Below are 13,429 nucleotides of genomic sequence, written 5' to 3' on the forward strand. Positions count from 1 at the left end.
GCTCAGCGTGGCCCGCGCCGGACGTGCCCTTGACCGGCCCGGTTCCGGGCGCGGGTCCGCCCCGGCTCCACTGTGCTCGGAACCGGGGCGGACCCTGGGACTCGTACGGACGAGGCGTCCCCACCCCTCGTCCGTACGCGCAGTACGAAGTACCCGGGGTACGACGGGGTACCAACCGCCGGCGTCAGTGGGCGATCACCGGTACCTTCAGCTCGTCCTCGGCGCCCTCGCCCGCACCCGCACCCGCGCCGGAGGGCGAAGTGACGTCCGGGCGGCCGGTGTTGATGAAGGTCACGGCGACCGCCGCGGCGAGCACGAGGATGCCGACGGCGAACCAGATCGCGTTGGTGTAGCCGTGCACCTGGCCCTGCAGCTGAACCAGCTGCTGCTGGGGCTGGGACGTGGCGCCCGCGATGTGGTCCTTGATGTACGAGGTCGTCGCCGAGGCGGCGATCGTGTTCAGCAGCGCCGTACCGATCGCGCCGCCCACCTGCTGCGAGGTGTTCACCATCGCGGAGGCGACACCGGCGTCACGCGGCTCGATGCCGAACGTGGCCAGGGACATGGCAGGCATGAACGCCGTACCCATGCCGAGACCGAGCAGCACCATGCCCGGCAGGATCACGCTCGCGTAGGAGGAGCCGATCTCCAGCTGGGTCAGGAACAGCATGCCGAGCGCGGCGACCAGGAAGCCCGGGCCCATCAGCAGGCGCGGTGCGACCCGGGTCATCAGGCGGGTGCCGATCTGGGTGGAGCCCACCATCATGCCCGCGATCATCGGCAGGAAGGCGAAGCCGGTCCTGACCGGCGAGTAGCCCTTCACGATCTGCAGGTAGTAGGTCAGGAAGAGGAACAGGCCGAACATCGCGATGATCGCGAGGCCGAGCGAGAGGTAGACGCCGCCGCGGTTGCGCTCGGTGATGACACGGAGCGGCAGCAGCGGGGCCTTGACCCTGGACTCGGTGAGGACGAACCCGGCGAGCAGTACCACCGAGGCGGCGAACAGGCTGAGCGTCACGGAGTCGCCCCAGCCGTCGGACTCGGCGCGGGTGAAGGCGTAGACGAGCGTGACCAGACCGAGGACGGAGAGGACGACGCCGGGAATGTCGAGCGGCGAGCGGTTGCGGCCACCGGCCGGCTCACGGATGACGAAGTACGCACCCGTGGCCGCGATGATCGCGAACGGGATGTTCACGAAGAACGTCCAGCGCCAGTCGAGGTACTCGGTGAGAACGCCGCCGAGGATGAAGCCCACGGCGCCGCCACCACCGGCGATCGCGCCGTAGATGCCGAACGCCTTGGCGCGCTCCTTGGGCTCCGTGAACATCACGGCGAGCAGCGAGAGCGCGGCGGGTGCGAGCAGCGCGCCGAACGCACCCTGCAGGGCGCGGGCGCCGAGCATCATCGCCTCGTTCGTGGCGGCGCCGCCGATGGCGGACGCGCCGGCGAAACCGATCAGACCGGCGACAAAGGTGCGCTTGCGGCCCCACAGGTCGGCGATACGACCGCCGAAGAGCAGCAGACCACCGAAGGCGAGGGCGTAGGCCGTGATGACCCACTGCCGGTTGCCGTCCGATATCCCCAGGTCCTGCTGGGCGGAGGGCAGCGCGATGTTCACGATGGTCGCGTCGAGGACGACCATCAGCTGGGCGAGCGCGATGAAGGTGAGCGCTTTCCAGCGGTTGGAATGTGCGGTCTTGGGGTCGGACATTGCTGTCGAACTTCCTGTTTCAGACATGGGAGTACCCACTCCGGGACTTCGTAGCGAAAAAAGGCGATGAGAGAGACAGAAGGGAAGGCGATCAGGGAAGGAACCGGCTCGTCGACGGTGACGGCCTGAAGGGGTGGGGCGGGTTCTGGGTGGCGTTGTACGAGCGAGCTCTCTAGGCGCCGGTGGTGGGTCCCGCACAAGGCAGCAGTCGCGGGTCACGCACGGGGCGCCAGTCGTGGGTCCCGTACAAGGCAGCGGTCGTGGGTCCGGATATCAGCCCCGCCATCGGTCAGGCACCTCGCAGCCCCTCCATGGTCGCGGCCGTACCCGGCAGTTCGGAGCGGGCCGGTGCCCGCAGTCCGTCCAGGAACAGCTGCAGGTGGCGGTGTACGAAGCGGTCGAAGCCCTGGCACACCGTGCCGGGCAGCGGCCTGGTGAGCTGGGTGGCGGCGACCATCAGGTCTCCGACGGCGACGTCGGAGCGCAACTGCCCGGCCTCCCGGGCGCGCTCCATCATTCCCTCGACCAGCGCCTCGGTCCGCTGACGTGACGCCAGCAGATCCGGATGGTTCTTGTCGAAATTGCCGGAGACCATCGCGCACAGCGCACCGAACCGCTCGTCGACACAGGCGTGCACGAAGCGGCTCAGCGCCTCGAACGCGTCGACGCTCTCGGCGAGCGCCAGTTCCGCCTGCTCGGCCGTACGGTCCATGACCGTGCAGACGACCTCCCGCACCAGAGCGTCGCGGTCGGGGAAGTTTCGGTACACCGTGGCGTTGCCGACGCCGGCCCGGCGGGCGATCTCGTCGAACGGCACGTCTGAGCCGAACTCGATGAACATCTCCAGGGCGGCGCCCACGATCCGCTCCCGGTTGCGCAGCGCATCGGCGCGCGGCCGGGGCACTCGACGCTGTACTCGGGCTGCGGTCTCCACGGCGTACTCCTCGTAGTGTGTTCGACGGCCGACGGCCGACTGCCGACTGGGTAGCCGACGGCCCGGTTGCTATCCGGGGATCAGCTCCCCGTTTCGCTTGGACACCTGACTAAACGGGGAAACGGTCCCCGGTTATTTCCCGCCCTCAGTGTGACCTGAGTCACATCCGCTCCGGCAAGAAACCCACGATCGGGCTCATCCAGCGCGCGCCCCCGCACCCCTCGCCACAGGGTGATCGAAAGGGTGCAGCCGGTGACCGGCGGCTGCCGTCGAGCGAAGGGCTCCCGTATGCAGCCGACCAGCCGTCGGATACGCCCGCGCCGCGTGGTCGCACTCGCCTCGGTGGCCGTTCTGACACTGGCGGTCAGCACCTCCGCCGGCTCCGGGCATCTGACGGCGGGTTCGACGACGGCGGGCTCCATCGCGCTGGCCCGCTCCACGGCGCTCGGTCCCTGCATGATCAACGGTTCGCTGGGCGTACAGATGGGCGAGGGCATCCCGACGCCAGCCGGGTACGCCCGCTCCACCGGCACCGTCCGCGCCCTCACCCTGATGGTCGACTTCTCCGACGCGCCAGGCCAGGGAAGCGCGCTCGACCGCCTCGCGGAGTTCTTCCCGCAGACCCAGGAATGGTTCAGGACCGGCTCCTACGGCCGCCTCGACTACCGCCCCGAGACGCCCGTGCGGCACTGGCTGCGGATGCCCAAGCCGTTCAAGGCGTACGGCATAGAACGCGGCGCGCCCTTCGACCCCGGGTACCGCTCACTGGTCCAGGACATCGTGGCCACCGCCGACCCGACCGTGGACTTCCGCAGTTACGACCTCCTGAACGTGCTGGTCACGCCGAACGCCGGGCCCTCCGCCCTGGACACCGTGCTGTCCGTGACCTTCGCCGGCAACACCGAGGCACCGATCGCCGACGGCGTCGCGGTCTCCAACGCGTCCTTCGTCTACAGCCGCCAGGACGACGGCTCCGGCTCCTACGACGAGACGGGCTACCGGGTACTCCCCCACGAGAACGGCCACACCTTCGGCCTGCCCGACCTCTACACGCAGGACGGCGGGGGCGCGGTCGGGCACTGGGACATCATGAGTGAGGACTGGGGGGCCGGGAACGATCTGCTCGGCTGGCACAAGTGGAAGCTCGGCTGGCTCGACGAGACGCAGGTCGGCTGCGCGGCCACCGCCGGCACCACGGAGTACACGCTCACCCCGCTGGCCAAGGCGGGCGGCGCCAAACTCGTCTTCGTACCGACCGGCACCAAGACCGGGTACGCCCTCGAACTGCGCACCCGGGACGGCAACGACGTGGCCGTCTGCCGCCCCGGCATCCTCATCTACAAGGTCGACGCGAACGTCGACACCGGCAACGGCCCCGTCACCGTGTACGACTCCCACCGCGACAGCGGCGGCTGCACCCGCTCCCCCAACGTCCACGCGGAACTGTCCGACGCGCCCTTCGCCCCCGGCGAGTCCTTCAAGGACCCCAGGACCGGCGTCGTGATCACCGTGTCGGGAGTGGATCTCGCGGGGAACTACCGCGTGTACGTGACCCGCCGCTGAGCCGGCCGGGCCTGCCGGTGCGCCGGTGATCTGCTGAGGAGCCGCTGAGGACCTGCTGAGGACGCGCTCAGAACCTGCTGAGGTGACCGGGCAAGGACTACCGTGTCTGTTCTGAGCGCCGCAAACGGAGAGCCCATGCCATTGAACGTCGTGCCGGCCCCCGAGGACGAGACCAAGGACGGGAGCGGAAGCGGGACCGTAATGACCGGGACCGCCGTGCCCACCGAGGCCGTGGCGCCCCTCATGCGCGGTATCGCCGTACTGCGGCGGCTGACCGAGGCCGACGGAGTGTCCAGCCTCAGCGGCCTCGAGCGGGCCACCGGGCTCGCACGTTCCACCGTCGACCGGATCACGGCGACGCTCGCGCGCATGGGGTACGTACGACTCGACGGCCGGGACGCCGTACTCGCCCCGCGCCTGATGGAACTCGGCAACGCCTACCTCGGCGCCCTCCGCCTCCCCCGCCTCCTGAACGCGCACGCCGACGCCCTCGCCGACGCCCTCGACGAATCGGTGTCCCTCGCGGTCGGCGACCGGGACGGCATCCGCTTCATCCATCAGACGACCCGGCGCCGCGCCATGTCCCTGAGCTTCCGCATCGGCGACCTGCTCCCCGCCGAACGCACCGCCCCCGGCCCGCTGTTCGCCACCGAGTGGGGCGAGACGGAGTGGGCACACTGGCACGAACGCCGGGCCGCCGATCCGGAGGACCGGGGTTTCCCCGCCGTACCGGCTCGGAGCCGGCCGTTCGCCGACGCACCGTCCGGGACCCGCGAGTCCGACCGTGGCCGTGCGGCACGGCCTGCCCCGCCCGTCCGGGTCGTCACCGTCGGCGACGACTTCCAGACACGTACCGACAGGGCCCGCAAGGACGGCTGGGCGCTCGACGACCAGCTCATCGAGCCGGGGCTCGTCGCCCTTTCCATGCCGGTACGGGAAGCGGGGCGCGTCGCCTGCGTGGTGAGCGTGGTGAGTCACACCAGCCGGCACACCGCGGCCGACCTGCGGGACACCCTGCTGCCTCGGCTGCGGACAGCGGTGGCCGCGATGGAACGGGAGCTGCGCGTGGCCCCGACCGCCGCCGAGCCGGCCGCCCCCTCGGGCCTCGCCACCTGGACCGGCGCCTCCAAGCAGGAACTGGGCCGGGAGTTCATCGAGTCGCTGGCCCGCGGACTGACCGTGATCACCTCCTTCGGCGAGGGCCGCGCCGAGCTGACGCTCACGGAGGTCGCCCAGGCGACCGGGCTCGCCCGCGCCACCGCCCGGCGCGCCCTGATCACCCTGGAACACCTCGGTTACGTCACCACGCACGGCCGCGTCTTCCGGCTCACCCCGCGCGTCCTGGGCCTCGGCTTCCCCCCGCTGTCCCGGACCTCGCTCCCCGACATCGCCATGCCCCACCTCGCCGAACTCTCGCACCGGTTGCACGAGTCGGCGTCGCTCGCGGTGCTGACAGGCGACGAGATCCAGTACGCGGCCCGCGTCGCCCCCACTCGCGTGATGAGCGTCAACGTCACCGTCGGCACCCGCCTGCCCGCGTACGCGACCTCACTGGGCCGCGTCCTGCTCGCCGACCTTCCCGACCCGCACCTTCCGGAACTGCTCCCGCTGACCCCTCGTACGATCACCGATCCAGAAAGGCTGCGGGCCGAGCTGGACCGCGTACGGGAAGCCGGATACTCGCTGACCGACGAGGAGTTGGAGGAGGGGCTGCGGTCCGTCGCCGTTCCGGTGCGCGAGCGCGGCGGGCGGGTCGTCGCCGCGGTGAACGTCGCCCTGCACAGCAGCCGCCGTACCGTCGAGGCGTGCGTCCGCGACATCCTGCCCGAACTCCACACCACGGCCGGCCGAATCGAGGCGGACCTGCGGGTCGCGGGGCGGTTCAGGCGAGTACCGATGGGCTGAGTTCGGGGGGGGTGCCGGTCATCTGCCCCGTCCCAGCAACCCCACCGCCCCACCACCCCACCACCCCACCGCCCAGGCCACCGCATCCGCTACCCTGTCCAAAGCTGCCCTCAGCGGCAGCTCAGACCTTGCAGGGACCTGGCCGACCACTCACCCAGAGTTGTCCACCGCGTCACACGCAGGGCCCCGCCTTCGTAGCTCAGGGGATAGAGCACCGCTCTCCTAAAGCGGGTGTCGCAGGTTCGAATCCTGCCGGGGGCACCGTGCATTACGGCACTGACCTGGAGTTCCTCCCCCGGGAGGCGCTCCCATTCGACCTCGGACTCCTCGTCCGGGGTCGTTTGCGTGAGCGGTGCGTGAGCGGTGCATGAGCGGATGAGTCGCCAGGACCCGATATTTGCGCCGAGGGCGTCGGCGCGCGCCGGAGCGCGAGTGCCGCCCTGGGACCGGTTGGCGGAATCCTTATTCCTTGTCAATCGGCGGCAGCTGCGTGATCATGTCGTAATGAGAATTCTCGTCATGGGCGGCTCTGTATTCCTGGGGCACGCCTTTGCGCAGGAAGCAATCGGCCGCGGCCATGCCTTAACCGTCTTCAACCGGGGAAAGTCCGGACCGGACATCGAGGGAGCGGAGAACCTTCACGGCGACCGGGAGAATTCCGCTGATCTGGAGGCACTGGCCGCCGCGGGGCCCTGGGACGCGGTCATCGACACCTGCGGTTTCCATCCCCGTACCGTCGGGCAATCGGCCGGCGCGCTCAGCGCACACGCGGAAACGTACCTGTTCGTATCGTCCTTCCACGTCTACTCCGACTGGCCCGCCGGGCCCGTCAGCGAAGATTCGGCGCGCCATGCCTGTCCGCCGGACGCAGCCGTGGACGACGTGCCGGGCAATGCGCTGAAGGCAGGGTGCGAGCGAGCTGTCGAGAAATACTTCGAGGGTGATGTCCTCATCCTCAACCCCGGGCTGATCGTGGGCCCGCGTGAGACTCCCGGACGGCTGCTGTGGTGGCTGGAGCGCATGGCGCGCGGCGGTGAGGTCCTCGCGCCGGGGCGGGCTGACCGGACGATCCAGTTCATCGACGCCCGGGACGTCGCGGCGTTCGCCCTGGACCTGCTGGAGGCGGGCGCTGCCGGGCGCTACCTGGTTACCGGCCCCAAGGACACCACGACCCTGGGGGAACTGCTGGAGCTGTGCGCCCAGGTGACCGAGGCCGGGGCCCAACCGGTGTGGGTCGACGAGGAGTTGCTCGCGGACCACGAGGTGGGAGCCTGGACGGAGCTGCCGTTCTGGGCGACGGAACACCCCGCCATGGCGGGCGCCTGGGCTGCCTCCCCCGCCAGGGCGGTCGACGCCGGACTGCGCTGCCGTCCGCTCGGCGAGACGGTCGCGGACACCTGGGAGTGGTTGCGCGAGCGCGGTCCGTCCGACACGCCCTACCGGCAGGGCGACATCGTGCTCGGGATCGACCCGGAGAAGGAGCGCGAAGTGCTTCGCGCGTGGCAGGCGAAGGCGGGCGCCCGATGACCGGACGAGAGCAGGAAACGCCGCGCGAACTGCACGACTGGTTCGCCGCGTCGGCACGCGAGCACGGCGATCTCATCGCCCTGGAGGCCGCCGGCGAGCGGCTGACCTACCGGGAGTTGGACGACCTGGCCGCGGCCCTTGCCGCAGAGATCCTCACCATGTGCGGCGGCCGTGCCCCGCGCCGGGTGGGCCTGACGACCGCGTCGAACGTGCTGACGTACGCGGCGGTTCTGGCGGTGCTGCGCCTGGGCGCGGCCGTGGTCCCGCTCAACACGTCCTTCCCCCCGGCCCGGCTGACCACCATCGCGCGAACCGCCGGCCTGGAACTGCACCTCACCGACCGCGCTCCGGTTCCCCAGGGTCCGGAGATACCGGCCCTGCTCCTGTCCAAGGACCTGCCGGCCCGGCTGCGCGAGGGGAACGCGGCCCCGGACCCGCTGCCCGCTGTCGAGGTGTTGCCGGGGGACATCGCATACGTGCTGTTCACCTCGGGCTCCACCGGTACTCCCAAGGGCGTACCGATCGCGCACCGCAGCATGGACGCCTTCCTGCGGTACGTCATCGACCGCTACGCGCTCGGGCCCGGCTGCCGGATGGCCCAGAACAGCGGCCTGGCCTTCGACGCGTCCGTCCTGGAGATGTTCGGCGCCTGGGGCTCGGGCGCCACGCTGGTCGTACCGCCACGGGCCGAACTCCCCAAGCCCGCGCGGTTCGTGGCCCGCGAGGGGATCACGCACTGGTTCTCGGTGCCGTCCGTGATCACGATGGCCGACCTGACGGGAGGACTCGCCCCTGGTTCGATGCCGTCGCTGCGCTGGACTCTCTTCGGCGGCGAGCAGCTCACGGTGCAGCAGGCGAGAGCCTGGCGTACCGCCGCACCGCACAGCGTCATCGAGAACGTGTACGGGCCGACGGAGCTGACGATTCTCTCGTCGCAGTACCGGCTGCCGGAAAGGACGCAGGACTGGCCGGACACGGCCAACGGCACCCTTCCCATCGGTGAGGTCTACCCCCACCTCGACCATCAGGTGGTGGACGAGGAGGGCCGGCCCTCCGACGTGGGCGAGCTGCGACTGCGGGGCGTACAGCGGTTCGCCGGTTACCTCGACGAGAAGGACAACCGGGGGCGGTTCCTGGACGCCTCGGGGCGCCCGGTGGAGACCGCCGGACGGTATGTGCCGGACGAGAAGCACTGGTACCGCACCGGCGACCTGGTCCAGGTGCTGGAGGGCGGGACCCTGGTGCACCTGGGACGGCTCGACCAGCAGGTCAAGATCATGGGCCAGCGGGTGGAGATCGGCGAGGCCGAGGCGGTGCTGCGGGAACAGGACGGCATCGGCCAAGTGGCGGTGGTGGCCCTGCGTGACGAGGACGGGCAGACCCGCCTGGAGGCCGCGTACACCGGTACGGCCCGGCCGGCCGCGGATCTCCGGCAGGCGCTCTCGGCACGCCTGCCGCGGTACATGGTGCCGCACAGATTCACGCACCGGGCCGAGCTGCCACTGAATCACAACGGAAAGCTGGACCGCCGGGTGCTGGCGGAGCAACTGGCCGCGATCCGGAACTGAACCGGGCGGCACCTGGAAAGGGCCGATGGGAACCGGTCGGAACCATCGGCCCTTTCGGGCGTAGCGGACCGTCAGTCGCGGACCGTCAGTCGCGGGTGGCCAGCAGCGTGCCGAGCGTCTTCCAGAGCAGCGGCCAGTCCTCGGTGAAGTACATGTGGCTGCCCGGCATGTCCACCACCCGCGCTCCCGAGGAGGAGTGCTCCGCCCAGCGGGCCGCGTCCTCGTAGCTCACCAAGTCGTCCTGAGTGCCGCGCAGGACGCTCAGGGGCATCGTCAACGGGGTGCCGGGAGCGGGTACGTAGGCGTCCTGGACCGCCAGGTCGGCACGGAGCGCGGGCAGCAGCAGTTCCCGCAACTCCGGCTCGTGCCACGCCTCGTGGTCGTATCCGACGAGGTCACGCAGCCGGGCGACGAACGCGTCGTCGTCCAACAGGGCGCCGTCCATCCTGGGACGGTCGACGTCGGGCGCCGCGGCCCCGCTGACCAGCAGGTGTTCCGGCAGTGGTGCTCCGTCGGAGGCGAGCAACCGGACCGTCTCGTACGCGAGCAGCGCGCCGAAGCTGTGCCCGAAGACGGCGAACGGACCGGTCCCGGCCGCGTCGCGGATCTGGTCGGCGCATACGCGTGCGGCGTCCGCCATGGTGGTGCAGGGTTTCTGGACGAACCATTCGTCCCGTCCGGGAAGCTGCACCGGGACGACGCGGAACGGCAGGTCGGGCTGGTTCTGCCAGGGACGGAAGACTCCCGCCCCGCCTCCGGCGTAGGGCAGGCACATGAGGGAGAGCGTCATCGTGGACTCCAGGCGTGCGCGGAGAGGGGGACGTGGGTCACCGGCGGGCCCAGCGGCCAAGGGCTTGAGCGCGCCGCGCTCCGCGCTGCGTTCCGGTCGGCACATCGGTCGGGGCAGGGAGCCGGACCGCACCGGCGGGGGCCAGGGCGTCGTCCGGGGCGGCGGCGTCGAGGGTGTCCAGGAACCCGGCCAGCCCCCGCGCGGTCGTGTGGCGGAACAGGTCCGCCGCGTGCAGCCGGGGATGGCGTGTCCGCAGCAGGGTCAGCACCCGCAGGATGCCGGAGGAGGTGCCGCCGAGTTCGAAGAAGGTGGCTCCGGTGTCGGTGACCGGTTCGCCCAGGACGCGCTCCCACACCTCCACGACCGCGCCGGCGGCCGTCCCCGGTAGCGACGGCGCTGCGGCCTCCGCCGCATCGGCAGTGACGGCGGCCCAGTCGGCGAGAACTCGCCGGTCCAGCTTGCCGTTGGGGGAGCGGGGCAGGTCGGCCACCCCGAGCCATGCGGTGGGCAGCATGGCCCCGGTGAGCCAGTCGGCAGCGCCGCGCCGCAGTTCCGCCGCGACGGTGGCGGGCAGCGGGCGGGGCCGGAGACCCGCCGCGGGGTCGTCCTCCCGTACGAGGAAGGCGACGACGCCGGTGCGGTCCGGCAGCGGTGCGACGGCGGCGTCCTGGATGCCGGGACGCCGGCGCAGCGTGGTCTCGATCTCCCCGGCCTCGATGCGCTGGCCGAGCACCTTCACCTGCTCGTCCGCCCGGTGCAGGAACCTGAGCCCGACGCCGGAGGTGAAGGACACCACGTCGCCGCTGCGGTAGCCGGTGATGCCACCGGACCGGGGCAGCGCGGGGAAGCGCTCGGTGGTCAGGCTCGGGCGCTGCCAGTAGCCGTCGCCCACGCCGGTGCCGGAGATCAGCAGGTCGCCGGGGCAGCCCGGCGGCAGATCGCGGCCGTGCGCGTCCACGACGTGGCAGCGCACGCCCGGCAGTGGCAGGCCGATGTGCACGGGAGCACCCGGGGTGACCCGCCAGAGCGTGGTGTACACCGTGGCCTCGGTCGGTCCGTACCCGTTCAGAACCGGACCGGGTACGAGATGGGCGAGGTCGTCGGCGAGGTCGTCGGCGAGCGGCTCGCCTCCGACCAGGAGAGCGCCGAGCCGGCCGAGGAACGCGCGGCCCTCCTGGGAGGCGGTGTGCAGCCGGGCGGCGGACGGGGTGCACTGGTAGAGCGCGCCGTCCGGGTCCGGTATGTCCTGGAGCACTGTGCGGTGGCTGGTCAGGTGCAGGGTGCGGCCACTGGTCAGCGGCCAGACCAGCTCGATGAGACTGATGTCGAAGGTCGCACTGGTGCCCGCCAGGACGACTGCGGGGCCCTGGGCGAACTCGGCGTCGAAGGCCGCGAACAGGGCGCACAGGTTGTCATGGCGGATGACGGCGCCCTTGGGGTGACCCGTGGAGCCGGAGGTGTACATGACGTATGCGGGGGCGTCGGCGGCGACTTCCGGCCAGGCTGCCGGTGCCGGTGCGGAGGAGTCCGGGGCCAGCGTCGGCAAGTCCGGCAGCAGGGGAGCCCGAGCGATCAGCGCGGCGGGCTCGGCGTCCCGCAGGACGTAGCGCAGCCGCTCGTCCGGGTGGTCGGGGTCGAGCGGCACATAGGCGGCGCCCGCCCACCAGGTGGCCAGGACGGCGGTGACCAGGTCGGGTGATCGGTCCAGGTGGATGGCGACCCGGTCACCCGGGCCCACACCCGCCGCGAGAAGGGCTGCCCCCAGGTCACGGGCGCGGCTGGTCACGGTGGCGTAGTCCAGCTCGGCGCCGCCGGCGCGGACGGCTGCGGCTGCCGGGGTCTGCTCCGCCCGGCTCTGGATCACGCGGTGCACCGGCTTGGCGGCCACGCCGACCGGTGTGGCGGTGAGTGCTTCGAGTTCGGCGCGCTCGGGCGCGCCGAGGAGGTCGCACATGGTCAGGGGCTGGGCGTCCGAGGCGGTCAGAGCGCCGAGGGCGGTGACCAGGTGGCCGAGGAAGCGCTCCGCGGTGCCTGTGTCGAGGGCCGCGTGGGGATGGGCCACGACCAGGTGCTCCCCGCCGTCGGGAGCGTGCAGCAGGGTGACGCTCAGGTCGTACTCGACCTGGTCGGACCCGGGCGGGTCCATCCGCCATCGCAGTCCCGACGCGTCGACCGTCTCGGTGAACAACTCGCCCTGTGTGCAGATCAGTTGCGTGAAGGGCTTGCGGTCGGGGTGCCGGGGCGCACTGGTCACGGCCAGGATCTCCTCCAGCGGGAGTTCCGCGTGTTCCACCGCGTCGAGGAGGGCTTCCAGGGTTCGGTCGAGCAGGCTCTCGGTGGTGGCACCGGCCAGGTCGACACGGACCGGGATGGTGTTCTGCAGACAGCCGATGGCGGAGATGCCCTGAGTGTCCCGCTCGGCTCCGCTCACCGTGGCGACCACCATGTCGTCGGTGCCGCCGTACCACCCCGCGACCCAGGCCAGCGCGCTCATCACCTGGGTGAACGGGCTCGCGCCGGTCTCCGCCGCACGTCGGCGCATCCGGTCCACGAGGGCCTCGGGCAACCGCGCGGTGACCGATGCGCGGGCCCGGTCCGCACCGGGCGTGAGCTGCGGAAGGGAGCAGTTCTCCGGGGCCTGATCGAGCGTGGTGGCCCAGAATTTCCGCAAGACGTCCTGCCGTTCGGCGGACGGGACACCCTGCGGCGCCTCGGCGTCGGCGAGGCTGTCCGGGCCCGATCCGTGGGCGGTGGTCAGCGAGGCCAGCAGGGCCGGGGCGGAACCGTCGTCGAAGACGCCATGGTGCACCGAGAAGAGCAGGTGGGCCCGGTCCGCGCGGTGCAGCACGGTGATACGGCACAGCGGTGCGCCGGCATGGTCGAACGGTGCGGCGAGCGCGGCCAGGTGGCCTTCGAGGACCCCGTGTGCCGCCTCCTCGTCCGCGGGCAGAGGGTGCACGTCGACCGGCACCTCGGACACCGGGTGGAGGTGCTGGACCAGACCCTCGGGCTCCATGCGCAGGGAGACGCGCAGGGCCGGCTGCGCGCGCAGGACGGCACTCACTGTCGCGAGCAGCCGGTCGATGTCCACCTTCCCGGAAGCGGTGAGGCGGTGCACGATGGCCGGCCGGGGCTGCTGCATGTCGAGTACGAAGAAACGGAGCTGGCCGGGAGTCGCAGGATTCCGCATTCGGCGTCCTTATTCGGTCGACTGCAAGAAATTCCAGATCGTAAGTGGGCTCCGGGAAGGCGTCAAGATCCACCAAGGCGCAATTGGCCGAAATGAACGGGCCATACGGCATCGGCGCACTTCGCGGGATCGGCTTTACAAGAATGCCAAAAAGTATGGGTGAACTCTGCGGGAATGTTCGACTTTTACCCCTTTTGACCTCGCTACCCTTCCAGGCCACCGAAAACACCTGTGTAAATCC

The 13,429-nt window shown here is 71.0% G+C and carries 8 protein-coding genes and 1 tRNA gene; 5 read left to right on the forward strand and 4 right to left on the reverse strand.

The genetic code is table 11. The features are described from left to right. Positions 1–184 precede the first annotated feature (184 nt). Both ACFYPC_RS16145 and ACFYPC_RS16150 read right to left on the reverse strand, forming a co-directional pair. Entirely contained in the window at positions 185–1,738 is a 1,554-nt protein-coding gene (locus ACFYPC_RS16145) for an MFS transporter (protein ID WP_388675791.1), read from the reverse strand. Between the two features lie 262 nt (positions 1,739–2,000). Then, positions 2,001–2,645, reverse strand: a complete 645-nt coding sequence (locus ACFYPC_RS16150; protein ID WP_388675793.1) for a TetR/AcrR family transcriptional regulator — start codon at positions 2,643–2,645, stop codon at positions 2,001–2,003. A 288-nt stretch (positions 2,646–2,933) separates the two neighbouring features. On the opposite strand from ACFYPC_RS16150, the gene ACFYPC_RS16155 reads away from it, so the two are divergent. From ACFYPC_RS16155 to ACFYPC_RS16175, 5 genes are all read left to right on the forward strand, one after another. Continuing rightward, positions 2,934–4,208, forward strand: coding sequence for a M6 family metalloprotease domain-containing protein (locus ACFYPC_RS16155; protein ID WP_388675795.1), 1,275 nt, complete (start codon positions 2,934–2,936; stop codon positions 4,206–4,208). Positions 4,209–4,409: 201 nt separating this feature from the next. Continuing rightward, complete coding sequence (locus ACFYPC_RS16160; RefSeq protein WP_388676229.1) at positions 4,410–6,113, forward strand: IclR family transcriptional regulator C-terminal domain-containing protein; 1,704 nt, start codon at positions 4,410–4,412, stop codon at positions 6,111–6,113. Positions 6,114–6,301: 188 nt separating this feature from the next. Beyond that, positions 6,302–6,374 (forward strand) — tRNA-Arg (locus ACFYPC_RS16165). A 258-nt stretch (positions 6,375–6,632) separates the two neighbouring features. Beyond that, positions 6,633–7,640 carry an NAD-dependent epimerase/dehydratase family protein gene (locus ACFYPC_RS16170; RefSeq protein ID WP_388675797.1) on the forward strand — a complete coding sequence of 336 codons (1,008 nt, stop codon included), beginning with the start codon at positions 6,633–6,635 and terminating at the stop codon, positions 7,638–7,640. Next, a complete protein-coding gene (locus ACFYPC_RS16175; protein WP_388675800.1) occupies positions 7,637–9,208 on the forward strand; it encodes an amino acid adenylation domain-containing protein in 1,572 nt (523 codons plus the stop codon). Before ACFYPC_RS16170 ends, ACFYPC_RS16175 begins: the two co-directional genes overlap by 4 nt. A gap of 85 nt (positions 9,209–9,293) precedes the next feature. On the opposite strand, the gene ACFYPC_RS16180 is transcribed toward ACFYPC_RS16175, so the two are convergent. Both ACFYPC_RS16180 and ACFYPC_RS16185 read right to left on the reverse strand, forming a co-directional pair. Continuing rightward, on the reverse strand, positions 9,294–9,998 hold the full coding sequence (locus tag ACFYPC_RS16180) for a thioesterase II family protein (RefSeq protein WP_388675803.1): 705 nt from the start codon (positions 9,996–9,998) through the stop codon (positions 9,294–9,296). 37 nt (positions 9,999–10,035) lie between these two features. Beyond that, positions 10,036–13,188 (reverse strand): amino acid adenylation domain-containing protein, encoded by a 3,153-nt coding sequence (locus ACFYPC_RS16185; RefSeq protein WP_388675806.1) that lies wholly within the window; start codon positions 13,186–13,188, stop codon positions 10,036–10,038. Positions 13,189–13,429 lie beyond the last annotated feature (241 nt).

The sequence above is a fragment of the Streptomyces sp. NPDC005808 genome (assembly GCF_042871385.1).
GTDB lineage: Bacteria > Actinomycetota > Actinomycetes > Streptomycetales > Streptomycetaceae > Streptomyces.